The sequence below is a fragment of the Pseudomonas gessardii genome, assembly GCF_001983165.1.
GTDB classification, from domain to species: Bacteria; Pseudomonadota; Gammaproteobacteria; order Pseudomonadales; family Pseudomonadaceae; genus Aquipseudomonas; species Aquipseudomonas gessardii.
In genome coordinates this window covers 82,058-108,274 of the sequence record NZ_MNPU01000005.1, presented here as the reverse complement: position 1 = coordinate 108,274, position 26,217 = coordinate 82,058, and the positions used below count along the sequence as shown (strand labels likewise).

The following is a 26,217-nucleotide window of genomic DNA, read 5'->3' as shown; positions in this document are numbered from 1 at the left end:
CGCCATGCAAAGCATGACCATGGGCCTGCGCGACCTGATCGGCGGGATCAGCGACGGCGTGACGCAAATCGCCAGCGCCGCCGAACAATTGTCGGCGGTTACCGAGCAGACCAGCGCCGGGGTCAACAACCAGAAGGTCGAGACTGACCAGGTCGCCACCGCGATGAACGAAATGGCGGCCACCGTGCAGGAAGTGGCGCGCAATGCCGAAGAAGCCTCGGAAGCCGCCGTCGCCGCCGACCAACAGGCCCGCGAAGGTGACCGGGTGGTTGGCGAAGCCATCGCCCAGATCGAGCGCCTGGCGGGCGAAGTCGGCAACTCCACCGAGGCCATGGGCCATCTCAAGCGCGAAAGCGACAAGATCGGCAGTGTGCTGGACGTGATCAAGTCTGTGGCCCAGCAAACCAACCTGCTGGCCCTTAACGCGGCCATTGAAGCGGCACGCGCCGGAGAAGCCGGCCGTGGCTTCGCGGTGGTGGCCGATGAGGTGCGCAGCCTGGCGCAACGCACGCAAAAATCCACCGAGGAAATCGAAGAGCTGATCGTCGGCCTGCAAAGTGGCACCCAGCAGGTGGCGACCATCATGGACAACAGCCGCAGCCTTACCGACAGCAGCGTCGAGCTGACCCGACGGGCCGGCAATGCCCTGGAAAACATCACCCGCACGGTCTCGGCCATCCAGGCCATGAACCAACAGATCGCCACCGCCGCCGAACAACAGAGCGCCGTGGCCGAAGAGATCAACCGCAGCGTGCTGAATGTGCGCGATGTGTCCGAGCAGACCGCAGCGGCCAGCGAAGAAACCGCCGCTTCCAGTACCGAACTGGCGCGCCTGGGCACCCATCTGCAGGCCTTGGTGGGCCGCTTCCGGGTCTGAGGCCTGCCCTTCGCGGCGATCCGTCCGGGTCGCCGCTTGCAGCTTGTGAAATTTCCTACACGTTTTTCAGGCCTCCATCGCCACGCCCCGCGCCCAAGGGAACTAGCGTTCAAGAGGGTTCAATGTGCCCGCGCCCTTCGGCGCCCCGACACGTCGAACACCTTTGTTCACTTGCCGGAGGTTGGCCATGCTTCGTCGAATGACTCAACTGCTGGGTAACGCCAGCGTCACCCTCAAACTGGTCCTGGGTTTTGCCTTGGTGCTGGCCCTGAGCCTTGTGATTGCCCTGACCGGCTGGCAGGCCCTCGCCGCCTCCCTCTACCGCTCACAAACCCTGACCGTTCTCGCGCAACTGGCGGTTACCGGCGAAGAACTACGGGCCGACCGCATCGTTTATCGCACCCTGGACGACGAGGCCAGCCTCAACAAACTGAGCCTGTCCATCAAGAAGATCGATGGGTATCTGGCCGAGCTTTCAAACCGCCTCAAAGTGCCAACGTCCCAGGAGTACTTGCGCAACATGACGGGCTTTTCCGAGCGCTTCAAAACCACGCTCAAGGATGTGCCTGCGCTGGTCAAACAACGGGAAACCGCCCGTGAGCAGTTGAAACAAAGCTCGGTGCGCACCAGCGACGTCCTGGCACAAGTAGCCAGCGACCTGCCGGACCAGGAAGACGAAAAAGCCCTCGATACCGTCGAAGGGCTGCGCCTGGCGATCGAACAGGCCGAAGACCGCGCCCTGAGCCCGGCCTGGGCGGCCAGCAGCCTGGATGCCTATGCCCAGGCCGTCAGCGATGCCGAACGCAGCCTCGAACTGGCCCAGGCGGCCGTGGAGAAGCTGCCCGTGGACAGCAGCGCCTTGAAAAATGCCGTGCTCAGCATCCGCACTCACCTGACACGCCTGCGGGACACCCAGCTGACGACCGAGGCCGCGCAAAACCAGCTGGAGCAACTGTTGGACCAACTGCTGGTACAAAGTGACTTGCTCAGCCAGGACCAGACCCAGCGCCGCGACCGGGAAGCCGAACAGGCTCGCACCCAGACCCTGGCCATTACCGGGGCCGCCTTGCTCTTCGGCGCCCTGGCCGCCTGGATCATCGCCGGGCAGATCGTCAAGCCACTGCGCAGGGCCCTGGCCGTGGCCAATCGCATTGCCGAGGGCGACCTGAGCCACGATGTACAGACCCGTCGCAAGGATGAACTAGGCCAGTTGCAATGCAGCATGGCGCAAATGACCCTCAACCTGCGGGGGCTGATTGGCAGCATCAGCGACAATGCCCGGCAGATCGCCAGCGCCGCCGAGGAACTGTCGGCCGTCACCGAGCAAACCCGGGCGGGCGTCAACAATCAGCGCGACGAAACCGAGCAGGTGGCAACCGCCATGAACCAGATGCTCGCCACCGCCCAGGAAGTCGCCCGGCATGCCGAACAGGCCTCGATTGCCGCCAACCAGGCCAATCAACAGACCGAACTGGGCGACCAGGTGGTGACGGACGCGGTGGCGCACATTGAACACCTGGCCCACGAGATGGCGCGCTCAAGCCAGGCGATGCTGGCCCTGCAACGGGAAAGCCAGAAGATCGGCAGCGTGCTGGAGGTGATCAAGTCGGTGTCCCAGCAGACCAACCTGCTGGCGCTCAATGCGGCAATCGAAGCCGCACGCGCCGGGGAGGCCGGCCAAGGGTTTGCAGTGGTGGCCGATGAGGTGCGCAGCCTGGCCCAGCGCACCCAGCAGTCCGCCGAGGAAATCGAAGAGTTGATTGGCGGTTTGCATCACGGCACGCAACAGGTCGCCGACGTCATGGACAACAGCCGCACCCTGACCGATCGCAGCGTGGGCCTGACCCGCAACGCCGGGGATGCCCTGAACGAGATTGCGCGCACCGTGTCCGTCATCCAAGAAATGAACCCACAGATCGCCGCTGCCGCCGAAGAGCAAAGCGCGGTGGCCGAGGAAATCAATCGCAGCGTATTGAAAGTCAGGGATGTGTCGGAACAAACCGCCGCCGCCAGCGAACAGACGGCAGCGGCCAGCATTGAATTGGCACGACTGGGGAGCAATCTTCAGAAGTACGTGGGCAAGTTCAAGGTATGAACCTGCCCCCGTGCCTTACAGAACCTGGCGCAGGAACGCCTGTGCCCGTGGGTCCTTCGGCGCATCGAAGAACTGCGCGGGCGCAGCGTCTTCCAGCAGCTTGCCGTGATCGAAGAACAACACGCGGTCCGCCACTTCCCGGGCAAAGCCCATTTCGTGGGTCACACAGACCATGGTCATGCCTTCCAGGGCCAGGGTCTTCATCACGTCCAGCACTTCACCGACCATTTCCGGGTCCAGCGCCGAGGTGGGCTCGTCAAACAGCATGACCTTGGGCTCCATGGCCAAGGCCCGGGCAATCGCTACGCGCTGTTGCTGGCCGCCGGAAAGCCGCGAGGGGAACTCGTTGGCTTTCTGTGCAATGCCGACCTTTTCCAGCAAGGCCAGGGCCTTGGCCTCGCGCTCCTTCTTGCCGCGCTTGCGCACGACCTTCTGCGCCAGGCACAGGTTTTCCAGCACGGTCATGTGCGGGAACAGGTTGAAGTGCTGGAACACCATGCCGACTTCCCGGCGATAGGCGTTCACATCGGTCTTGGGGTCGGCCAGTTGCAGGCCGTCGATGCTCACCGAGCCCGAATCGAACGCTTCCAGGCCATTGAGGCAGCGCAGGAACGTCGATTTGCCGGAACCGGACGGGCCGATCACCACCAGCACTTCGCCCTTGGCCACCTGGGTGGTGACGTGATCCACCGCGCGCACCACATGCCCACGGGTGTCGAAGACTTTTACCAGATCGCGCACTTCAATCACTTTGGGCGAGCCTCCGCTCAAGCCGGCTGGCCATTTTCGACAGCGGCAGGTTGATCAGCAGGTACAGGCCTGCAACACAGAACAGGATTTCAAACGGCGAGAACGAGGTGGTGATGACCTCGCGACCGCTCTTGAGCAGTTCGGTAATGGCGATCACCGAGACCAGCGAGGTGTCCTTGACCAGGCTGATAAATTGCCCGGCCAACGGCGGCAGCACGCGCTTGAACGCCTGCGGCAGTACCACGTGGCGCATCGACTGGCTGGCGCTCAGGCCCAGGGAACGGGCCGCTTCGCCCTGGCCACGGGCAATCGACTGCACGCCAGCGCGGACAATTTCTGCCACATAAGCACCGGTAAACAGCGACAGCGCGGCGATGCCGGCAAACTCCCGCGACAGGTTCAGCACCGTGCCGATAAAGAAGTAGAAAATGAAGATCTGTACCAATAACGGCGTGCCGCGCACCAGTTCGACGTAAATCGTCGATAGATCGCGCAAGGTCGGGTTATTCGACAAACGACACAGGCCGGTCGCCAGGCCGATGAACAGGCCCAATACCCCCGAGACCAGCGACAGCCACAGGGTGGTCCACAACCCCCACATCAACGGGCCCAGCGCCCAGTGCCGGGTCACCCCGATCACATCGCCCTCGGCCACATCGTCGCCACGGGCCACTTGCAGGCTGTTGTCGGCAACGCTCAGGTGCTGCTCGACACCGGCATCGTTACGCAGGGTGACTTGCGCCACATCGCCCTGGCGCACCAATTCGACCACCGTGGAAATATCCGCCGCTCGCTTGGATTCCTCAGCCTGGTAGGCGAAGTATTGCGGCACGCGGTTCCAGCGCCATTCGTAGGACATCAGCGAGGTGGCGTAGTACAACGCGCCGGCCATGCCGACCAGCACCAGCACGGTCAGCAGGTGCCAGGGCCATTGGGCTTTTTTCTGTTTCATTGCGGGTTCCGGGATGTGTATCGGCTGTCAGGCCGCCATCGCGGACAAGCCCGCTCCCACAGTTGGAATGCATTCCAAGGTGGGAGCGGGCTTGCCCGCGATGGGCGCGACGCGGTTTCTAGCTTATTCCATGTCCTTGAGCCACTCGGAGCTCTTGAACCACTTGTCATGGATGCGATCGTAGGTGCCGTCGTTGCGGATCTGGTGCAGGAAGTTGTTGATGAAGTTGATGCTGTCGTAGTCGCCCTTCTTCAGACCGAATGCCAGAGGCTCGTAGGTGAAGGGTTCTTCGAGGTACACCAGCTTGCCATTGCCGACTTTTTTCTCGGCCACCACGTTGTACGGCGCGTCGTAGACAAAGGCGTCGGCCTTGCCGTTGACCACGTCGAGCACACCTTCCTGCTCGTTGTCGTAGCCGTGGTACTTGGCCTTGGAAATCAGCTTCTTGGCCACCATCTCGCCAGTGGTGCCGAGCTTGGAGGTCAAGCGGTACTTCTCGTCATTCAAGTCTTTGTAGGACTTGATGGTGCCTTCCAGTTCCTTGCGGATCAGCAGGGTCTGGCCCACCACAATGAAGGGTTCGCTGAAGTTCAGGCGCAGGTTGCGCTCCTGGGTCAGGGTCATGCCGCTGCCGATCATGTCGAACTTGCCGGTGAGGAAGGCCGGGATGATGCCGTCGTAACCGGTGGAGACCAGCTCCAGCTTGACCCCCATGGACTTGGCCAGCGCCTTGAGCAGGTCGACTTCAAAACCAATGATTTCGCCGCGCTTGTTGGTCATCTCGAACGGCATGTAGGTCGGATCCATGCCGACTTTCAAGGTGCCGCGCTTGACCGCTTCGTCAATCGCCCCGGCCTGGGCCGTATTGACTGCCAACAGGGCCGTCACGCCGAGCATCAGCATCGATAGATACTTTTTCATCACCAAGTCCCCTGACTCATTTTATTTTGATGCAGACCTTCGCAGGGCTGCACTGTTTCTTCGGGGAGCGATGCTAACCCACTCGCCCACCGGCACAAAGGTCCAGCCGGGATTTGTTGGTGGATATGACAGAAAAACCCCACAAAAACCCAGAGAAAAGCACGATTAGACGGTTCGCCGCGCAAGCGCCTGCCCAGTGAGTTATGTAAGCAGGTGTGACCATCATTCGATCTCTGATAACCAGTCGGTATCCCGGAACCACTTGTCATGCAGCCGATCGTAGGTGCCGTCCTGGGCAACCTGACTGAGGAAGTGATTGATCCAGTTCAGGCTGTCGTAATCGCCCTTCGGCACGCCAAACGCCAGGGGTTCATAGGTGAAGGGTTGCTCCAGGGCCAGCAGCTCGCGGTTTTGCGGCTTGGCCAGGGCAATCAGGTTATAGGGTGCGTCATGGATAAAGGCATCCGCCTCGCCGCTGACCACCTGGCGTACCCCTTCCTCGGCCGTGGCAAAGCTGCGCAGCTGTGCAGCCCCCAGGAAACGCCGCGCCGCCGCTTCGCCCGTGGTGCCGTGTGCGGCGGCTATCCGATAGCCGGCTTCGTTCAAGTCTTCAATGCTGCCGACCTTGCCGGCCAGGCGCGGGTGCAGCAGGACGGTCTGGCCGACAATGATGAATGAATCGCTGAAATTGAGCTTGAGGTTGCGCTCCTGGGTCACGGTCATGCCACTGCCGATCATGTCGAAGCGGCCGGCCAACAGGCCCGGGATCAGCTCGGTATAGGCCACCGGGACCCATTCCAGGGTCACCCCCAGGGCATTGCTCATTTCTTCGAGCAGGTCGGCTTCAAAGCCGATGACACGCCCCTGTTTGTCGGTCATTTCAAAGGGCACGTAGTTGGGGTCGGTCCCCACTTTCAAGACCCCGCGCCGCACAGCTTCATCGATGGCACCTGCATGCGCCAGCTGGATGTGAAGCAGCGCGGCGATGCCCAGCAACAGTACCGACCAGTTACCCTTGATCATGAAAATCCCCTTTTTCATTAAGCAGCCGCGTACCGGGCGTTGCGGGTTCAGCGCAAACCAGAGGCGGTCGAGTCAGATTTTGGGGGCGATCCTAACCCACTGGCAGGCACGGCAATACGCCTTGAACCGGGGTCTTTTGTATCGAAGTTAGAAGGACGGGGCACAAGCGCCAAGCGCTGTAGGACGGGCGTATCAAGCGCCCCCGAGAAAAATCCCGGGGGCGTCTGAATCAGGCTGGCTGAGCCTGGGATGACAGCGGTTTGAGCGGCAGCAACGGCGCATGCGGGTCGGCCTTGACCGACTCGCGCCAGGCACCCAGCCATTCGGCATGCCCTTCGCTCCAGACTTGCTCATGCAGGCGGCCCAGGGCCACCGGGTCGCTGAGCAAGGCCACACGCTCGTTGTTATTCAGGCCAGCAGGGCCGACCTTCAACGCATGCCGCACACGCTCGGTACGCAGCCACTCGATCGGCTCCGCCTGGCCATGGCGGGAGGTTGCCAGGGCGCAGGCCAGGGCGTTCTGCTGCGGATCGACCACTGCCCGCACAAAACCATCATGCAGTGCATGCCAGCGGTTTTCGTGGGTGTAGAGGTCGGTCGACAGCAGCGCCTGCGGCGGGTTGTATTCCTCGGGGATCAGGAACAGGCTCTCGTCACGGGACTTGAGGCCCAGCTTGACCCGGCTGGAGATCACCGAGACCGGGATCGACAGCATCAGCGAACCGACAATCGGCACCAGCCACCACAGGAAGCTTGGGTTCAACCACACCACCAGCAGGGCCCAGAAGAAGCCCAGCAAGGTCTGCGGGCCGTGGCGCTTGACCGCCTCGCTCCAGGGCGTGGAGTCATCGTCACGTTGCGGCGAGTTCCAGGTCGCGGCCCAGCCGAGGAACGCGGCGAGCACGAAGCGGGTGTGGAAGATCATCCGCACCGGTGCCAGCAGCACGGAGAACAGCATCTCCAGGAGCATCGACAAGGTCACCTTGAACTTGCCGCCGAACTCTTTCGCGCCCTTGGCCCAGATCAGGATGATGCTCAGCAGCTTGGGCAGGAACAGCAGCACGATGGTGGTGGAGAACAGGGCCACCGCCTTGTCCGGGTGCCATTGCGGCCACAGCGGGTACAACTGGCGTGGCGCCATGAAGTACTGCGGCTCCATCAGGGTGTTGACCGCCAGCAGGGCCGTGGACAGCACCAGGAACAGGAACCACAACGGCGCCGACAGGTACGACATCACGCCGGTGAGGAACACCGCACGGTGCACCGGGTGCATGCCCTTGACCAGGAACAGGCGGAAGTTCATCAGGTTACCGTGGCACCAGCGACGGTCACGCTTGAGCTCGTCGAGCAGGTTGGGCGGCAGTTCTTCATAGCTGCCGGGCAAGTCGTAGGCAATCCACACGCCCCAGCCGGCGCGGCGCATCAGCGCGGCTTCAACAAAGTCGTGGGACAGGATGGAGCCGGCGAACGCACCTTTACCCGGCAATGGCGCCAGGGCGCAGTGCTCGATAAACGGCTTCATGCGGATGATCGCGTTGTGACCCCAGTAGTGGGATTCGCCCAACTGCCAGAAGTGCAGGCCGGCGGTGAACAGCGGGCCGTAGACGCGGGTGGCGAACTGCTGCATGCGTGCATACAGGGTATCCATGCCCGAGGCCCGTGGCGCGGTCTGGATGATCCCGGCGTCCGGCGTGGCTTCCATCAGGCGTACCAGGCTGGTCAGGCATTCGCCGCTCATCACGCTGTCGGCGTCCAGGACCACCATGTACTTGTAGTCACCGCCCCAGCGCCGGCAGAAGTCGTCGAGGTTGCCGCTCTTGCGTTTGACGCGACGGCGACGGCGGCGATAGAAGATCTTGCCAAAGCCACCGGCCTCGCGGCACACGTCGAGCCAGGCTTGCTGTTCGGCGATGCAGATATCGGCGTCGTTGCTGTCGCTGAGCACGAAGAAGTCGAAACGATCCAGGTCGCCGGTGGCGGCCACCGACTCAAAGGTCGCACGCAGGCCGGCAAATACCCGGGGCACGTCTTCGTTGCAGATCGGCATCACCAGCGCAGTACGGGCCTCTTTCGGGATCGGCTCGTCGCCGGCGCTTTTCCCGGAGATCCGGTACTTGTCGTGACCGGTGAGCAGTTCGAGGAAGCCCATCAGCGCCGTCCAGAACCCTGCCGACACCCAGCAGAACAGAATCCCGAACATGATCAGGATGCTGGTTTGCAGGGCGTATGGCAGTACCTGGGTAGCGGTTTGCAGCAGGGTCTGGTTGCGGATTTCGTCAAAGTCGACGAGGGACCAGCCCTGGTAAGGCATGATGCCTTTCATGTACCAGCCGGCCACAATCGTCTGGCCGAGCATCAGCACCAGCAGGATATAGCGGCGGATCGAACCGACGGTGCGCCAGCGCGCAGCCGGCAGCACGCGCTCGTCTTTGGGCGGTGCCGGCGGGTTGCTGCGGCCGGTGAGCCGGCGCCAGCCACGCACCAGGATATTGGTGCGCCAAGGCTCGGGCACCACCTTGGTACGCCGGATCGGCGGCGTGGCCTTGAGGCACACCCGGCCGCTGGCGTCGAGCACCAGCATCTCGGCGTCTTCTAGCTCCTCGGCTGTGTTGAGGGTCAGCCGGCGGCCAACCGACGCCTGCGCGGCGTCCACTGGCGCGTCAAAGGTCGACGACGACAGGCGCTCGTGCAGTTCAGAGAAGGACTTGCAGCCCGCCAGTTCGGCGCGCTGCTCATCGGTCATCGGAAGGTGCGCCAGGTACTCGGCAAGCGTCTCTGGCTGGACTTGAGAGTTACTCATCGGCAGGCAACTGATTGCTCCAGGTTTCGGTCAGGACTTGTTCTGTCTTGACCGGCTCCGGGGTGGCTGGGGCAGCTTCTGGCTGCTGGGTTTCCTTGTCCTTGGCGTCTTTCTTGGCGTGTTTCTCGTGTTGCTTGGCCAGGACTTTGTCAGCCTTCAGGACTTGGGTGGAAACCTGCTCTGGCTCAGGCTTGACGATATCCTGGACCAGGGCCGCACGCATTTCGGTCGGTTTGCCTGCATCCTTGATCTTCAGGCGCAGGGTCAGGCGCCAGCCTTTGGTGTGCGGGTTGTAGCGCACGCTGTTTTCCACAACTTCGCCGTTATCGCCGACGCTGACCTGGCTGCGCACGGCCGCATCGGGCTTCAGGGCCTTGAGGGACGGGCCCTCGAAGTCCACCAGGTAGGCCACACTGCCGTCTGGCTGGCGGATCAGGTTGGACTGTTTCACATCACCGGTAGAACGCAGGGTCTGCTTGACCCAGGCACTGTCCGGCGAGTGGAACGGTGCGTCATTGAGAGTCCAGTGCAGGCGGTAGGCGATATCCAGCGGCTCGCCGGGCTTGGGCAGTTCGGCCGGGCTCCAGAAGGCAACGATGTTATCGTTGGTTTCATCGGCGGTCGGAATCTCTACCAGGTCGACCGAACCCTTGCCCCAGTCGCCTTCAGGCTCGATCCAGGCGCTTGGGCGCTTGTCGTAGTTGTCGTCGAGGTCTTCGTACTGGCTGAAGTTGCGACCACGCTGCAACAGGCCGAAACCACGCGGGTTTTCTACCGAGAAGTTGCTGACCGACAGGTGTTTTGGGTTGTTCAGCGGGCGCCAGATCCACTCGCCGTTGCCGGCATGGATCGACAGGCCGCTGGAATCGTGCAGTTCACGCCGGTAGTTGAGGACCTTGGACGGCTGGTTGGCGCCGAACAGGAACATGCTGGTCAGCGGGGCAACGCCCAGCTTGCTGACCTTGTCGCGCAGGAACATCTGCGACTTGACGTCGACAATGGTGTCGGTGCCCGGGCGCAGGATCAGGCGATAGGCGCCAGTGGCCCGTGGCGAATCCAGCAGGGCAAAGATCACCAGGTGCTTGTCGCCCGGCTTTGGACGCTCGATCCAGAACTCGGTGAAACGCGGGAACTCTTCGCCGGACGGCAGCGCGGTATCGATCGCCATGCCACGGGCGGACAGGCCATAGACCTGGTCCTTGCCCACGACGCGGAAATAGCTGGCGCCGAGCATGGTCATGATTTCGTCTTGCTTGTCGTCCTTGTTGATCGGGTACAGCACGCGAAAGCCGGCATAACCCAGCTGTTCGGTGGCTTTGGGATCAAACTTGACGTCGCCGAAATCGAAGCGCGTCGGGTCGTACTTGATCTCCTGGACGTCGGTGGCGGTGACTTCGTTGATTTTCACCGGCGTGTCGAAGTGCATGCCCTGGTGATAGAAGGACAACTTGAACGGGGTTTTCTGCTCGGCCCACTCGGCTTTTTCATTGCGGAAACGAATTTTCTGGTAGTCAGCGAACTTCATTTCGCGGAATTCGTTCGGCAGATTGCTGCGCGGGGCTTCGTATTTCTGCCCGGCCAGCTCTTTTGCCTTGGCCGACACATCATCCAGACTGAATGCCCACAGTTGACCCGCGCCGAACAGGCAAAACAGGGCAGAGCCCGTTACCAGTGCGTTTCGTAACCGTTTGGCAGACAATTTTGGTGCATTACAGGGACTAACAATCACGAGCAACCCTCGCCGAAAACAGATCAAAAAACCAACGGCCAGCTATCTATATGCCAGGTTGGCGAGCATTGTTCCGACTCCGATGGGGCTAAATGATTCCCCATGAGCGAGCGGACAAGTCTCTACCTAAGTCAAAAATGGATCAATTTACGCTGATCCCCGTAGCGCGCGATTATCTAGTAGCCGGTGAGATAACGCAGCAGGGGCAGCAAAGTATTTGTAGCGAAAACTTGCGTTTTTGCGCATTAAAAGTCGTTTTTCATACAATCAGGTCTGTAAAAGGAAGGTGACCGGCCCATCGTTGACCAGATGCACCTGCATATCCGCGCCAAAACGCCCCGATGCCACCGTGCCATGCAATTGTTGCGCTTTTGACAACAAGTGCTCGAAAAGCGCCTCGCCCAACGCCGGAGGCGCCGCTGTGGAGAAGCTGGGGCGCAGGCCACTCTTGGTATCGGCCGCCAGGGTGAACTGGGACACCAGCAGCAAACCACCGCCAATGTCCTTCAGCGACAGGTTCATCTTGCCCTCATCGTCACTGAACACCCGATAGTTAAGCAGCTTATGCAACAACTTGTCGGCACTGGCCGCTGTATCTGAAGGCTCGACGGCCACCAGTACCAGCAAACCCTGGTCTATCGCGCCCACCACATGCCCCGCCACCTCGACCCGGGCGCCACGCACCCGCTGTAAAAGGCCCTTCATGCTTCTTCAGGCGGCAAATCAAGCAGGCGTCGTGCCATCTGGCCCGCCGCCCGCACCAGCGCATCGGTGATGCCCGGCTCGGAAGCCGCGTGGCCCGCCTCGCGGATCACCTGCAGCTCACTGTTCGGCCAGGCCTGGTGCAGCTCCCAGGCATTGTCCAGAGGGCAGATCATATCGTAGCGGCCATGCACGATGATGCCAGGCAGATGGGCGATCTTGTGCATGTCGCGAATCAGTTGGTTGGGCTCCAGGAACGAGTTGTTGGTGAAGTAGTGGCACTCGATGCGCGCAATCGACAAGGCGCGCTGTGGCTCGGAGAAGCGCTCGATCAACTGCGGGCTGGGGCACAGGCCGAGCATGCGCCCTTCCCAGGTGGACCAGGCCTTGGCGGCATGCATCTGGGCGATCTGGTCGTTGCCGGTCAGGCGCTTGTGGTAGGCGCTGATCATGTCGTGGCGCTCATCCTGGGGAATCGGCGCGATGTAATCCTGCCAGTAGTCGGGGAACAGGCGGCTGGCGCCGGCCTGGTAGAACCACTGGATATCCTGGGGGCGGGCCAGGAAGATCCCGCGTACGATCAGGCCATGCACACGGTCGGGGTGGGTTTGCGCATAGGCCAGGGCCAGGGTCGAGCCCCAGGAACCGCCGAACAGCACCCATTTGTCGATACCCAGGTGCTCGCGGATCCGCTCAAGGTCGGCCACCAGGTCCCAGGTGGTGTTGTTTTCCAGGCTGGCCCGCGGGGTGGAACGCCCGCAGCCGCGCTGGTCAAAGGTGACAATGCGGTACAGGTTCGGATCGAAATAGCAGCGACTGTTGGCATCACATCCGGCGCCGGGGCCGCCATGGATGAAGACCACGGGCAAACCTTGCGGGGAACCACTTTCGTCGACATACAGCGTGTGGGTTTCATCGACGGCCAGATCGTGCCGGGCGTAGGGTTTGATCTGCGGGAACAAAGTCTGCATTGCGCGCTCCGTAAGGGGTCGGTTCCATCCCCGGGGGGACGTCTATTATTTTGCCGTCTGGCATCATAAACCCGAATTGTGCAATGAGCATGTCCTTGAGGTCTTAGACCTGTGTCAGCGATCCGCCAGGAAGGTTCACGCAACCCAGTGTGGGAGCGGGCTTGCTCACGATAGCAGTGTGTCAGTCAATATATTCGGCGACTGAAGCACCGCTATCGCGGGCAAGCCCGCTCCCACAGTTTGAGCTTCGTTGACTCAGGTGTAGTGCTTCTGGCCCCACGCCAGGAACCCTTCCAACAACTGCCTCAACACCACCCGCGTCGGCTCGGCCAGATCCTGCCGATACCTGAACGGCGCAAACTCTTCCATATATGTGCACTGCCCCAACTCCAGCTGCACCGCATGAATATCCTGCGCCGGGTTGCCGTAGTGCCGGGTGATGTGCCCGCCCTTGAAGCGCCCGTTCAGCACATGGCTGTACTGCGGGTGCGCCGCGCAGATGGCTTCCAACTGGCTGGCCAACTCGGGGTCGCAGGCGGCGCCATTGAAGGTGCCGAGGTTGAAGTCCGGTAGCTTGCCGTCGAACAGGTGTGGGATCACCGAGCGGATCGAGTGGGCGTCGAACAGCAACGCGTAGCCGAATTCGGCTTTGAGCCGCGCCAGTTCGTTTTGCAGGGTCTGGTGATAAGGCGTCCAGATCTGCTCCAGGTAGGTCGCCCGTTCCTCTTTCGACGGCTCCTTGCCTTCAATAAACAACGGCACCCCGTCAAACAGCGTCGCGGGAAACAGGCCGGTGGTCGCGCCGACATACAGCGGCTTATCGTCAGCTGGCCGGTTCAGGTCGATCACAAACCGCGAATACTCGGCCGCCAGGGTGCTGGCCCCCAGCTCTGCCGCAAAATCGTACAACGTGGGGATATGCCAGTCGGTATCCGGCAGGCTTTGTGCCTCGGGGATCAGGCCCGCCGCCACCGCAGGCGTCAGGCGCAGGCCAGCGTGGGGCATGCTGATCAGCAGCGGCGTGCTGCCTTGCTTGAAGTTCAGAACCTTGTCCACAACGGTACTCCTTACACAGTGACGTCGACGCCATGGCGCACGACGCGTTTATCCAACTCGCCACCCAGCCAGTAGGCCAGGTCGGCGGGGCGATCGATCTGCCAGGCGACAAAGTCCGCCACCTTGCCCACTTCCAGCGAACCGTGGGTGTCACCCATGCCCAGGGCCGTGGCGGCATGCCGGGTGGCACCGGCCAGGGCTTCTTCCGGGGTCATGCGGAACAGGGTGCAGGCCATGTTCAGCATCAGTCGCACGGACAAGGCCGGCGAGGTGCCGGGGTTGAGGTCGCTGGCGATGGCGATCTGCACCCCGTGCTTGCGCAAGGCGTCCATCGGCGGCAACTGGGTTTCGCGCAAAAAGTAGAACGCCCCCGGCAGCAACACGGCGACGGTGCCGGCTGCGGCCATGGCGATGGCGTCTTCTTCGGTCATGAACTCCAGGTGATCCGCCGACAGCGCCTGATACCGCGCCGCCAGGCTGGAGCCGTGCAGCGACGACAATTGCTCGGCGTGCAGTTTTACCGGCAAGCCCAAACGCTGGGCGACTTTAAACACACGCTCGACCTGCTCGGTGGAAAACGCCAGGTATTCGCAGAACGCATCCACCGCATCCACCAACCCTTCTGCGGCCAGGGCTGGCAGCATCTCGTTGCAGATGTGTTCGATATAGTCGTCGGCGCGATCCTTGTATTCCGGCGGTAAGGCATGGGCTGCCAGGCATGTAGCGCGCACGCTGACCGGCAGTTCCTGACCCAGGCGCCGGGCCACCCGCAGCATCTTGCGCTCGTTGGCCAGGTCCAGGCCGTAGCCGGACTTGATCTCCACCGTGGTCACGCCATCGCGCAGCAAACTGCGCAGGCGCTGGCGGCTGCTGTCGAACAGCTCGTCTTCGCTCGCCGCACGCGTGGCGCGCACGGTGCTGGCGATGCCGCCACCGGCTGCGGCGATCTCGGCGTAGCTCACGCCCTGCAGGCGCTGCTCGAATTCGCCGCTGCGGTTGCCGCCAAATACCGTGTGGGTATGGCAGTCGATCAGCCCCGGCGTGACCCACGCCCCTTGCAGGTCATGGGTCTGCGCGTAGTCGCCAGGCGGCAGCTCGGCGCGGGGGCCGATCCACTCGATCAGCGTACCGGCCGTGACCATGGCGCCATCCTCGATGATCGAGTACTCGCCCCGGGCCATGGTTGCGATGTGGCAGTGTTGCCAAAGCGTTTTCATCAACGCCTCCCTAAGTTATCGGTGAGACAAAGCCGGGTCGTAATCGACCTTGGCCGCTTGCCCGGCCGCGGGCTTGACCCACAGCAGGTAGGCCACGACCAGCAGCACAATCCACGCGGCGCCCACCAGCAGCGCGGCCTGGGTGTCCGGGAAGTAGCCCAGTACGCCAAAAATAAACAGCATGAACACAATGGCCGCCGCCGGCGCATAGGGCCAGAACGGCACCGGGAATTTCAGTTCGGCGATCTGTTCCTTGCTCATCGAGCGGCGCATTGCCACCTGCGTGACCAGGATCATCAACCACACCCACACGGTGGCGAACGTGGCAATCGAGGCAATCACCAGGAACACGTTTTCCGGGATCAGGTAGTTCAATACCACACCGCCCAGCAATGCGGCGCCCATCACCACCACGGTCATCCACGGCACACCGTGGCGCGACAGTTGCGCAAAGCCCTTGGGCGCCTGCCCTTGCTGGGCCAGGCCGTACATCATGCGGCCGGCGCCGAAGATGTCACTGTTGATGGCCGAGACCGCCGCCGAGATCACCACGATATTGAGGATGGTCGCCGCCGAGCCAATCCCCAGGTTGCTGAAGATCTGCACGAATGGGCTGCCCTGGCTGCCGATCTGCGGCCATGGGTAGATGGCCATCAGCACAAACAGGGTCAGCACGTAGAACAGCAGGATGCGCAGCGGCACCGCGTTGATCGCCTTGGGGATTACCCGCTGCGGGTCCTTGGCTTCGCCGGCGGTGATGCCGATGATTTCGATGCCACCAAAGGCAAACATCACCACCGCAAACGAGGCGATCAAGCCGCCCACACCATTGGGCATAAAGCCGCCATGGGCCCACAGGTTGCTCAAGCCGCTGGCCGGGGCGTCGCCCGCCGAATGCACGCCGAACAGCATGATGCCGAACCCGCCGAGGATCATCGCAACAATCGCACCGACCTTGAGCAGCGACAGCCAGAACTCCATTTCGCCAAACACTTTGACGTTGCACAGGTTCAGCCCGCCGATCAGCAGGACAATGCCGAGCACCCAGACCCAGCGGGCGACTTCGGGAAACCAGAAGCCCATATAGATGCCGAAGGCGGTGACGTCCGCCAGGCAGACGATGATCATTTCAAAGGCGTAGGTCCAGCCGAGGATAAAACCGGCCATCGGCCCCAGGTAGGTGCTGGCGTACTGGCCAAACGAGCCGGACACCGGATTGTGCACGGCCATTTCGCCGAGGGCGCGCATCACCATGAACACCGCAGCGCCACCGATCAGGTAGGCCAGCAACACCGCCGGGCCGGCCATTTGGATAGCCGAGGCGGAGCCGTAGAACAGCCCGGTGCCGATCGCCGACCCCAGTGCCATGAAGCGAATATGACGGGCGGTCAGCCCGCGTTTGAGACCTTGTGCTTGCTGGTGCATTTCTCGTCCCTAATTATTGTTATCCAGAGAGAATCCGAACCTATGGGCGATCACCTGTGGGAGCTGTCGAGCCTTGGCGAGACAGCTCCCACACGGGACCGGGGTGCTGCTTAGAGACTTGGCAGCAGCTTGGCCGGCACCAACTCATTCAGGCAGCGACTGGCCAGCAGCTCGCTGGCGGCGTTGATGTCCGGGGCGAAGAAGCGGTCCTTGTCATAGAACCCCACTTTGGCGCGCAGGATGCCACGGGCCTTTTCCAGCTTCGGCGAGGTTTTCAGGCCATCGCGCAGGTCCAGGCCCTGGCAGGCGGCCAGCCATTCCACCGCGAGAATCCCCCGGGTGTTTTCAGCCATTTCCCACAGGCGCTTGCCAGCAGCCGGCGCCATCGACACGTGGTCTTCCTGGTTGGCGGAGGTGGGCAGGCTGTCGACACTATGGGGATGGGACAACGCCTTGTTCTCGCTGGCCAACGCCGCAGCGGTCACCTGGGCGATCATGAAACCGGAGTTGACCCCGCCATTGCCCACCAGGAACGGCGGCAGTTGCGACATGTGCTTGTCCATCATCAACGAAATACGGCGCTCGCTCAGGGAGCCGATTTCGGCGATGGCCAGGGCCATGTTGTCGGCGGCCATCGCCACCGGTTCGGCGTGGAAGTTACCGCCGGAGATCACATCGCCTTCAGCGGCGAATACCAGCGGGTTATCCGAGACTGCGTTGGCTTCAACCACCAACACGTCGGCCGCCTGGCGGAACTGGGTCAGGCAGGCGCCCATGACTTGCGGCTGGCAACGCAGGGAGTACGGGTCTTGCACCTTGTCGCAGTTCTGGTGGGACTGGGACACCTGGCTGCTGTCGCCGAGCAGGTCGCGATACGCGGCCGCCGAATCAATCTGCCCACGTTGGCCACGGGCTGCATGGATGCGTGGGTCGAACGGTGAACGCGAACCCAGTACCGCTTCCACAGTCAGGCCGCCACAGGCGATAGCGGCGGCGAACAGGTCTTCGCCTTCAAACAGACCGCGCAGGGCGTAGGCGGTGGAGACCTGGGTGCCGTTGAGCAGCGCCAGGCCTTCCTTGGCAGCCAGGGTCAGGGGCGTGAGGCCGGCGACTTTCAGCGCTTCGGTCGCCTCCAGCCACTCACCTTTGTAACGGGCCTTGCCTTCGCCCAGCAGCACCAGGGACATATGGGCCAACGGCGCCAAGTCACCGGACGCGCCCACCGAGCCCTTGAGCGGGATATGCGGGTAGACCTCGGCGTTGATCAGGGCGATCAGCGCGTCGATCACCTGGCGGCGAATCCCGGAGAAACCCCGGCTCAGGCTGTTGACCTTGAGCACCATCACCAAACGCACCAGTGCATCGCTGATCGGCTCGCCGACGCCCGCCGCGTGGGACAACACCAGGGAGCGCTGGAGGTTTTCCAGGTCTTCGCTGGCGATACGGGTCGAGGCCAGCAGGCCGAAACCGGTGTTGATGCCATAGGCGGTGCGGTTCTCGGCGAGAATCTGCTCGACACAGGCCACACTGGCTTCGATCTGCGCCGAGGCGCTGTCATCCAGGCTGAGGGTTACCGGCTGCTGGTAGATGGCCCGCAGTTGGGCAAGGCTCAGTTGGCCTGGAATCAGATTTAGCGCAGTCACATTCATGCTCCTTTTGAAATAGGGTTCAGTGCACATTTGGTAAAGTGTGGTTCAGCAAATCGGTGTTCTTGAGCAGGGCCGCCGTGGTCGCAATATCCGGCGCCAGCCAGCGGTCCTGTTCATAAGCCGGGACGTGCTCGCGCAGCAGGCGCCAGGCCGCGTGGGTGCCGGTGCCGAAGCCTTGTTCCTTGAGGAACTCAAAGGCCTGGGCCGCCAGCAGGTATTCGATGGCGAGGATCTGGGTGACATTTGCCAACACCGCGTGCAGCTTGAGCGCGGCGTTGGTGCCCATGCTCAGGTGGTCTTCCTGCAGGCCCGAGGTGACGAAATTGTCGAGCACCGCCGGCTGCGCCAGTTGACGATTCTGCCCACAGAGGGAAGCGGCGACGTACTGCACGATCATCATCCCCGAGTTGACGCCGGGGTTGCTCACCAGGAAGGCCGGCAGGCCGCTGACGTGGGGGTTGATCAGGCGGTCCAGGCGGCGCTCGGCGATGGCGCCGATCTCGGCCATGGCGATGGCCAGCATATCCGCCGCCAGCGCCACGGACTGGCCGTGGGGGTTGGCCTGGGACACCACGCGGTAGTTGTCTGGCGTGCCGAGCAGCAACGGGTTGTCGGTGGCGCCGTTGAGTTCGGTTTCGATCTGCCGGGTGGCGTGCTCCAGTTGATCGCGGGCAGCGCCGTGGACCTGGGGGATCGAACGGATGCTCAGCGCGTCCTGGGTACGAATGCCCCGGCTGGCGGCAATCACCTCGCTGCCCTCGAGCAAGGCCCGCAGGTTGTTGCCGACCTGCTGCATGCCCGGGTGTGGCTTGAGGGCAATGATCTGCTCGTCGAACGCATCGATCTGCCCGCGCTGTGCTTCAAAGCTCATGGCGCCGATCACATCGGCCCATTGCAGCAAATGGTGGGCATCGGCCAGGGCCAGACAGCTCAGGCCGCTCATGCACGGCGTGCCGTTGACCAGGCACAGGCCGTCCTTGGCGCCGAGCACCACCGGCTGCAGGCCTTCGGCGGCCAACGCCGCCTGGGCCGTAACAATCTGGCCGCGATAGCTGACATTTCCCACACCCAGCAAGGCAATGCCGATATGGGCCATATGGGTCAGGTAGCCCACCGAACCCTGGGACGGTACTTGCGGGGTGATGCCATGGTTGAGCAGCGCCAGCAGTGAATGCACCACCTGCGGATGCAGGCCGGACTTGCCCTGGCTGTAGTTGAGGATGGCCGCGCAGATGATGGCGCGGGTCTGTTCATCGCTCAGCAGCGCACCCACACCACAGGCGTGGCTGAGCAGGGTATTGCGCGACAGTTGGCTCAGTTGCTCGCCCTTGAGCGACACATTGCACAAGGCACCCAGGCCGGTGTTGACGCCATAGGCGCGCTCGCCGCTAGTGACAATGCGCTGCACGATGGCCTGGGCATTGTCGATGCGCGCCCAGGCCTGGCCCGACAACGCAAGCTCGGCGCCGAAGCGAGCGACAGCGACCACGTCCTGCCAGTGCAGGGGGGTGTCGGCGATGATGATTTTTTTTGCCTGGGACATCTTCATACCTTCTGGAATTTTTTGCGGCCTTGCCGGCCTCATCGCGGGCAAGCCCGCTCCCACATTTTGATTTGTGAATGCATTCAAATGTGGGAGCGGGCTTGCCCGCGATGAGGCCCGCCAATTCACCACAAGGCTCGGTTCAGACCACCGCCGCCCGCCGCTGAACAAACCGGTCCACATACTCATCCGCCGGCGAATGCAGGATCTCCCGCGGCGTGCCGACCTGGATCAGCTGGCCGTCCTTGAGGATGGCGATGCGATTGCCGATGCGCACGGCCTCATCCAGGTCGTGGGTGATAAACACGATGGTCTTGTGCAGGGTCTTTTGCAGTTCCAGCAACTGGTCCTGCATCTCGGCGCGGATCAGCGGGTCGAGGGCACTGAACGCTTCGTCCATCAGGATGATGTCGGTGTCAGCCGCCAGGGCCCGGGCCAGGCCCACCCGTTGGCGCATGCCGCCCGACAACTGGTGCGGGTATTTGCTTTCGTAGCCCTTCAAACCCACGGTTGCGATCCAGTGCAAGGCACGCTCGGTGCACACTTGCTTGGTTTCACCGCGTACTTTCAAGCCATAGGCCACATTGTCCAGCACACTCTTGTGGGGCAGCAGGCCGAAGCTCTGGAACACCATGCTGATCTTGTGCCGGCGGAACTGGCGCAGGGCGTCCATGTCCAGTTGCAGGATGTCTTCGCCGTCCACCAGGATCGCGCCGCTGGTGGGGTCGATCAGGCGGTTGAAGTGGCGCACCAGGGTGGACTTGCCGGAACCCGACAGGCCCATGATCACAAAGATCTCGCCGGTGCCGATGCTCAGGGACAGGTCATTGACCCCCACCACACAACCGGTCTGCGCCAGCACCTGGTCCTTGGTCTGGCCCTGGCCAATCAGCGCCAGGGCTTCCTTGTCACGGGCGCCGAAAATCTTGAACACGTTTTTCACTTCGATCTTGCTGACAGTAGTCATTTGCTCGCCTCATGCCGTGGACGACCATAGGCCTGGGTAATGCGGTCGATGACCACTGCGAGAATCACAATCGCCAGGCCGGCCTCCAGGCCGCGCCCGACGTTAAGGGTCTGGATGCCCACCAGTACATCTTCACCCAGGCCACGGGCGCCGATCATCGAGGCGATCACCACCATCGACAGGGCCATCATGGTGGTCTGGTTGATCCCGGCCATGATGCTCGGCAGGGCCAGCGGCAGTTGCACGCCAAACAGTTGCTGCCAGCGGTTGGCGCCGAAGGCATTGATGGCTTCCATCACTTCCCGATCCACCTGGCGAATGCCCAGGTCGGTCAGGCGAATCAATGGCGGCGCGGCGTAGATCACCGTGGCGAAAATCGCCGGCACCTTGCCCAGGCCAAACAGCATCAGCACCGGGATCAGGTACACGAAGCTGGGCATGGTCTGCATGATGTCCAGCAGCGGCATCAGCACCGAGCGCAGGCGATTGCTGCGCGCCGAGAGGATGCCCAGGGGAATGCCGATCAGCACCGAGATCACCGTGGCCACCATCATCAGCGCCAGGGTCTGCATCAATTTGTCCCACAGGCCGACTGCACCCACCAGGAACAACAGGCCGACGATCACCGCCGTGGTCAGCACCTTGCGGGTGGCGTGCCAGGCAACGCCGCCGACAATCGCCAGCATCAGCCACCAGGGCGCCGCGCGCAGCAGGCCTTCCAGGTTGACGATGGCCCACAGCAAGGTGTCGGAAATCTGCCGGAACACATCACCGTAGTTGGTCACCAGCCCATCGACCCAACCGTTGACCCAGTCGGCGATGGAAAACGTAAAACTCTCAGGAAACATAGCGTGCTCTCGATCCAATGGAGTGTGGCCGGGTGGCCGGCTGCCTGTTCAGGGTAGCCGGGAGCCCTGTGCCTACAAGGCCGCGTCGATTTTTTTGGCCGCGTCTTCACTGACCCAGGCGTGCCAGATTTCCGGGTGTTCCTTGAGGAAAATCTTCGCCAGTTTCGCCGAATCGATGCGCTCTTTACTCATGCGCGCCAGGTTCTGGTTGAGCAGGTCGATCGGCAGGTTGACCTTCTCCAGCACCGCCACCAGTTCCGGGGCCTGCTCGTGGAACGTCTTGGACAGGCCGACCTTGATGGTCACGCTTTTATCCACGCCGGGTTTTTCGTCGAGCTTGACCAGGTCCACCTGGCCCATCAGCGGTGTCGGCGACCAGTAGTAGAACAGGATTGGTTCGCCACGCTTGTAGCTCGACAGCACCGCTGCATCCAGCGCCGGGCCGGTGCCTGGGCGGAAGTTGGTGTAGGAGCTTTCCAGGCCATAGCTCTTGAGCATTTCGCTGTTGTCCAGCTCGCAGGTCCAACCGGCCGGGCAGTTGTAGAAGCGGCCTTTGGCAGGCTCTTCCTGGTCCTTGAATACCGCGGAATACTTGGCCAGGTCGGCGATGTTTTTCAGGTCCGGGGCCTTGGCTTCGAGCTTGCGCTTGGCGTCACCCTCGATCACATAGCGCGGCACGTACCAGCCTTCCACAGCGCCGACCACGGGGGCGCCGACACCCACGACCTTGCCGGCCTTCTCGGCCTTTTTCCACACTTCACTGCGGCCAATCCACTCTTCGGCGAAGATCTGGATATCGTTGCTGCCCAGGGCGTTTTCCATGGTGATGGAGTTGCCCGGCAGGCTATCGGTTTTGCAGTCGTAGCCTTTTTCCAGCACCACTTGCAGCACGTCGGTCAGCAACATGCCGCTTTCCCAGTTCAGGCCGGCGAATTTCACCGGTTTGCCCGACTCGCACCAGCCGGCCGCCTGGATGGCGCCAGCGCTGGCCAGCAGGCCGGCGGCGAGCAATGGGGTCAGCAGGGTCTTATACATTCTCATTATGTGACGCTCCCAATCATGAAATGGATTACGGCAGTCAAAAGGCATCCTGCCTTGTCCACGTCCCATCAGGCCTGTGCAATCAGCCCGTTGTTTTTAGCGCTGGGTGTAGCGCCCTGCTCTACCGGCAGGATCAGTCGTTCAGGTATTGCGCCGTGCCATTTTTTCGCACACACGTAATACAGGGCAGCGGGCAGTACCAGGCCGATGATCCAGGAAATATCCACCCCGCCCAGGCTGGCCACCAGGGGCCCCGTGTAGAACTTGGTGGCGATGAACGGCAATTGCACCAGCACCCCGAACACATAGACGCTGATACCCAGCGGGTTCCAGCGGCCGTAGCGACCATTCGGATCGGCCAGCGCCGGCACGTCATAGCGATCGCGGGTGATGCAGTAGTAGTCCACCAGGTTGATCGCGCTCCAGGGCGTAAAGAACGCCAGCAAAAACAGGATGAAGGACTTGAACGCACTGAGGAACGAGTGCTGGCCGAGTAACGCAATCAGGGTCGCCGCGCCGACGATCAGCAGCACGAAGACCAGGCGCTGCAAACGCGTGACCTCCATGCGTCCACGAAAGCCGCTGATGATGGTGGCAATGCACATGAAGCTGCCGTAGGAGTTCAATGTGGAAATGGTGACCTTGCCAAACGCAATGCTGAAGTACAGCAATGCCGCCGTAGCCCCCGTGCCGCCCAGGCCCACGATGTAGGCCACTTCGTTACCGGCAAACTGCCCGTTGGACATGGCGGCGGCAAACACGCCGAGGATCATCGCCACCTGTGCGCCAATGACCGAACCTGCGCCTGCGGCCAGAAAGGTTTTCAGCGAAGACGTGTGGCGCGGCAGGTAGCGGGAGTAGTCCGCCACGTAAGGCCCGAAGGCGATCTGCCAGGAGGCCGCAAGCGACACCGCGAGCAAGAAGCTGCTCCAGCTGAAATGACGGATTTGCAGGAGCGCCCCCACATCGGTCTGGCTCATCAGGCGGCTGAACAGATAAACAAAGGCAACCACCCCAATGACGCTGGCGACACGCCCGATGAAATGGATCACCCGATACCCGAGCACCGTGACCAGCACGATGACACTGGCAAAGATCAGGATGCCAACGCTGTCGCTGACCCCAAACAACTGGCCCAACGCCTGGCCGGACAGCACGGTGCCGGTGGCGGTGAAACCCAGGTACATCAAACACACCAGCACAATCGGGATGGCCGCGCCATACACACCGAACTGCACCCGGCTGGAAATCATCTGCGGCAGGCCCAGCCTGGGCCCTTGCGCCGCATGCAACGCCATCACCCCGCCGCCCAGCAGTTGACCGATCAACAGACCGATCAACGACCAGAACACATCACCGCCCAGCACCACGGCCAGGGCCCCGGTGACAATCGCGGTGATTTGCAGGTTGGCGCCCATCCACAGGGTGAACTGGCTCAAGAGACGACCGTGTCTTTCCGCTTCCGGGATGTAGTCGATCGAACGCCTTTCGATCAACGGGGTGGAGCTTGCACGTGCGTCTTTTGCAGCCATGGGTGTTCAACCTCTAATGGATTGTTTTCGGTGGTGCGGATCAAACATGTTTCAAATACACAGCAAGTCAAATGTGGGAGCTGGCTTGCCTGCGATTGCATCACTGTGATCTGCCTGACAGACCCAGTCGCCCGCATCGCAGGCAAGCCAGCTCCCACAGGAACCGAGCCAGGCGTTACTTGATCATTGGCAGGTTCAGGCCCTGCTCCTTGGCGCAATCAATGGCGATCTGATAGCCCGCATCGGCGTGACGCATCACCCCGGTGGCCGGGTCGTTGTGCAGCACGCGGGCAATCCGCTCGGCGGCTTCGTCGGTGCCGTCGCAGACAATCACCATCCCCGAGTGCTGGGAGAAGCCCATGCCCACCCCACCGCCGTGGTGCAGCGAAACCCAGGTCGCGCCGCTGGCAGTGTTGAGCAAGGCGTTGAGCAACGGCCAGTCGGACACGGCATCGGAACCGTCCTGCATGGATTCGGTTTCGCGGTTGGGGCTGGCCACCGAGCCGGAGTCCAGATGGTCACGGCCGATCACCACCGGTGCCGACAGCTCACCGCTGCGTACCATTTCGTTGAACGCCAGGCCGAGCTTGGCGCGCTGGCCCAGACCGACCCAGCAGATGCGCGCCGGCAGGCCCTGGAAACTGATGCGCTCGCGGGCCATGTCCAGCCAGTTGTGCAGGTGGGCGTCGTCGGGGATCAGCTCCTTGACCTTGGCGTCGGTTTTGTAGATGTCTTGCGGGTCACCCGAGAGGGCCGCCCAACGGAACGGGCCGATGCCACGGCAAAACAGTGGGCGGATATAGGCCGGGACAAAGCCTGGGAAGTCGAAGGCATTTTCCACGCCTTCTTCCTGCGCCATCTGACGGATGTTGTTGCCGTAGTCGAAGGTCGGAACCCCCATTTTCTGGAAGGCCAGCATCGCCTGCACGTGCACGGCCATCGATTGCTTGGCGGCCTTGATCACTGCGGCGGGCTCGGTCTTGGCGCGGGCGCGGTACTGGTCCCAGGTCCAGCCGGCGGGCAGGTAGCCATTGAGCGGGTCGTGGGCGCTGGTCTGGTCGGTGACCATGTCCGGGCGTACGCCGCGCTTGACCAGTTCCGGGAGGATTTCGGCAGCGTTGCCCAGCAGGGCGATGGAGATAGCCTTGCCTTCCTGGGTGTACTTGGCGATGCGCGCCAGGGCGTCGTCGAGGTCGCTGGCTTGTTCGTCGACATAACGGCTGTTCAAGCGGAAGTCGATGCTGACCTGCTGGCATTCAATGTTCAGCGAGCACGCACCGGCCAGGGTCGCGGCCAGAGGCTGGGCGCCGCCCATGCCGCCGAGGCCGGCGGTGAGCACCCAACGGCCCTTGAGGTTGGAATCGTAATGCTGGCGACCGGCCTCGACGAAGGTTTCGTAGGTGCCCTGGACGATGCCCTGGCTGCCGATGTAGATCCAGCTACCGGCGGTCATCTGGCCGTACATGGCCAGGCCCTTGGCATCCAGTTCGTTGAAGTGCTCCCAACTGGCCCAGTGCGGCACCAGGTTGGAGTTGGCGATCAGCACGCGCGGGGCATTGCTGTGGGTCTTGAACACACCGACCGGCTTGCCGGATTGCACCAGCAGGGTTTCGTCGTCGTTCAGGTGGGTCAGGCTGTCGACGATCTGGTCGTAGCACTCCCAGTTACGCGCCGCCCGGCCGATACCGCCGTACACCACCAGCTCCTTGGGGTTCTCGGCCACTTGCGGGTCGAGGTTGTTCATCAGCATGCGCAGCGGCGCTTCAGTCAGCCAGCTTTTGGCGGTGAGCGTGTTGCCACGGGCGGCGCGGATTTCAACGTCGCGGTACTTGGTAGGCTTGTTCTGGGAAAAGTCAGTCACAAAAAACTCCTCAGCAATCGATGCGCGAACACGATGGTGCGAAGAGGATGTTTAGCGACTCTTATGCACACACCTTTACTTGTACATACAAGCATATGCAATCAAGCGGCCAACTTGATGAATGGGTGGCTAAGATTTTTTTTCATGGACGCGTAAGCCTCTGAAATCAAGGCTTCCAGGCTTGGTGAAATTTCCTACAGCGATGGTTTAAAAATCCGAGGAGTCGCTACAAAGGCAGGACATTGCGCCCTGCTGGGG

At 62.2% G+C, this 26,217-nt stretch carries 19 protein-coding genes and 1 pseudogene; 2 read left to right on the top strand and 18 right to left on the bottom strand.

The features are described from left to right. Positions 1-4 precede the first annotated feature (4 nt). Both BLL38_RS31805 and BLL38_RS05905 read left to right on the top strand, forming a co-directional pair. Complete coding sequence (locus tag BLL38_RS31805) at positions 5-877, top strand: methyl-accepting chemotaxis protein (protein ID WP_415756548.1); 873 nt, start codon at positions 5-7, stop codon at positions 875-877. A 187-nt stretch (positions 878-1,064) separates the two neighbouring features. Next, positions 1,065-2,972 (top strand): methyl-accepting chemotaxis protein, encoded by a 1,908-nt coding sequence (locus tag BLL38_RS05905; RefSeq protein WP_076961698.1) that lies wholly within the window; start codon positions 1,065-1,067, stop codon positions 2,970-2,972. Between the two features lie 15 nt (positions 2,973-2,987). Here the strand turns inward: BLL38_RS05905 and BLL38_RS05900 are convergent, their stop codons facing one another. From BLL38_RS05900 to hutU, 18 genes and pseudogenes are all read right to left on the bottom strand, one after another. Further along, positions 2,988-3,722 (bottom strand): amino acid ABC transporter ATP-binding protein, encoded by a 735-nt coding sequence (locus tag BLL38_RS05900; RefSeq protein ID WP_038445359.1) that lies wholly within the window; start codon positions 3,720-3,722, stop codon positions 2,988-2,990. After that, on the bottom strand, positions 3,715-4,674 hold the full coding sequence (locus tag BLL38_RS05895) for an amino acid ABC transporter permease (protein ID WP_076961697.1): 960 nt from the start codon (positions 4,672-4,674) through the stop codon (positions 3,715-3,717). Before BLL38_RS05895 ends, BLL38_RS05900 begins: the two co-directional genes overlap by 8 nt. Positions 4,675-4,797: 123 nt before the next feature. Next, positions 4,798-5,595 carry a transporter substrate-binding domain-containing protein gene (locus BLL38_RS05890; protein ID WP_076961696.1) on the bottom strand — a complete coding sequence of 266 codons (798 nt, stop codon included), beginning with the start codon at positions 5,593-5,595 and terminating at the stop codon, positions 4,798-4,800. 222 nt (positions 5,596-5,817) lie between these two features. Next, positions 5,818-6,618, bottom strand: a complete 801-nt coding sequence (locus BLL38_RS05885; protein ID WP_076961695.1) for a transporter substrate-binding domain-containing protein — start codon at positions 6,616-6,618, stop codon at positions 5,818-5,820. A 227-nt stretch (positions 6,619-6,845) separates the two neighbouring features. After that, positions 6,846-9,418: pseudogene (mdoH, locus tag BLL38_RS05880) on the bottom strand (glucans biosynthesis glucosyltransferase MdoH); the annotation flags it as partial. Continuing rightward, positions 9,411-11,090, bottom strand: coding sequence for a glucan biosynthesis protein G (locus BLL38_RS05875; RefSeq protein WP_169864002.1), 1,680 nt, complete (start codon positions 11,088-11,090; stop codon positions 9,411-9,413). The gene BLL38_RS05875 and the pseudogene mdoH, both read right to left, overlap by 8 nt. A 324-nt stretch (positions 11,091-11,414) precedes the next feature. Next, entirely contained in the window at positions 11,415-11,852 is a 438-nt protein-coding gene (gene dtd, locus BLL38_RS05870; protein WP_076961692.1) for a D-aminoacyl-tRNA deacylase, read from the bottom strand. Next, positions 11,849-12,820: a prolyl aminopeptidase gene (gene pip, locus BLL38_RS05865; protein WP_076961691.1), complete on the bottom strand. Its 972-nt coding sequence runs from the start codon at positions 12,818-12,820 to the stop codon at positions 11,849-11,851. The genes dtd and pip overlap by 4 nt, the downstream gene beginning before the upstream one ends. A gap of 255 nt (positions 12,821-13,075) precedes the next feature. Further along, complete coding sequence (gene hutG, locus BLL38_RS05860; RefSeq protein ID WP_076961690.1) at positions 13,076-13,876, bottom strand: N-formylglutamate deformylase; 801 nt, start codon at positions 13,874-13,876, stop codon at positions 13,076-13,078. A gap of 11 nt (positions 13,877-13,887) precedes the next feature. Further along, complete coding sequence (gene hutI / locus BLL38_RS05855; RefSeq protein ID WP_076961689.1) at positions 13,888-15,093, bottom strand: imidazolonepropionase; 1,206 nt, start codon at positions 15,091-15,093, stop codon at positions 13,888-13,890. A gap of 15 nt (positions 15,094-15,108) precedes the next feature. Beyond that, positions 15,109-16,518 carry an amino acid permease gene (locus tag BLL38_RS05850; protein ID WP_076961688.1) on the bottom strand — a complete coding sequence of 470 codons (1,410 nt, stop codon included), beginning with the start codon at positions 16,516-16,518 and terminating at the stop codon, positions 15,109-15,111. A 110-nt stretch (positions 16,519-16,628) separates the two neighbouring features. Next, positions 16,629-18,167 (bottom strand): histidine ammonia-lyase, encoded by a 1,539-nt coding sequence (hutH, locus tag BLL38_RS05845; protein ID WP_090412821.1) that lies wholly within the window; start codon positions 18,165-18,167, stop codon positions 16,629-16,631. A gap of 19 nt (positions 18,168-18,186) precedes the next feature. Continuing rightward, entirely contained in the window at positions 18,187-19,710 is a 1,524-nt protein-coding gene (locus BLL38_RS05840) for an HAL/PAL/TAL family ammonia-lyase (protein WP_076961785.1), read from the bottom strand. 142 nt (positions 19,711-19,852) lie between these two features. Beyond that, positions 19,853-20,677 carry a quaternary amine ABC transporter ATP-binding protein gene (locus BLL38_RS05835; RefSeq protein ID WP_076961687.1) on the bottom strand — a complete coding sequence of 275 codons (825 nt, stop codon included), beginning with the start codon at positions 20,675-20,677 and terminating at the stop codon, positions 19,853-19,855. Then, positions 20,674-21,525, bottom strand: a complete 852-nt coding sequence (locus BLL38_RS05830) for an ABC transporter permease (RefSeq protein WP_076961686.1) — start codon at positions 21,523-21,525, stop codon at positions 20,674-20,676. The genes BLL38_RS05835 and BLL38_RS05830 overlap by 4 nt, the downstream gene beginning before the upstream one ends. A 72-nt stretch (positions 21,526-21,597) precedes the next feature. Further along, positions 21,598-22,566 (bottom strand): ABC transporter substrate-binding protein, encoded by a 969-nt coding sequence (locus BLL38_RS05825; protein WP_076961685.1) that lies wholly within the window; start codon positions 22,564-22,566, stop codon positions 21,598-21,600. A gap of 68 nt (positions 22,567-22,634) precedes the next feature. Then, a complete protein-coding gene (locus tag BLL38_RS05820) occupies positions 22,635-24,098 on the bottom strand; it encodes a purine-cytosine permease family protein (protein WP_076961684.1) in 1,464 nt (487 codons plus the stop codon). 175 nt (positions 24,099-24,273) lie between these two features. After that, complete coding sequence (gene hutU, locus BLL38_RS05815; RefSeq protein ID WP_076961683.1) at positions 24,274-25,959, bottom strand: urocanate hydratase; 1,686 nt, start codon at positions 25,957-25,959, stop codon at positions 24,274-24,276. Positions 25,960-26,217 lie beyond the last annotated feature (258 nt).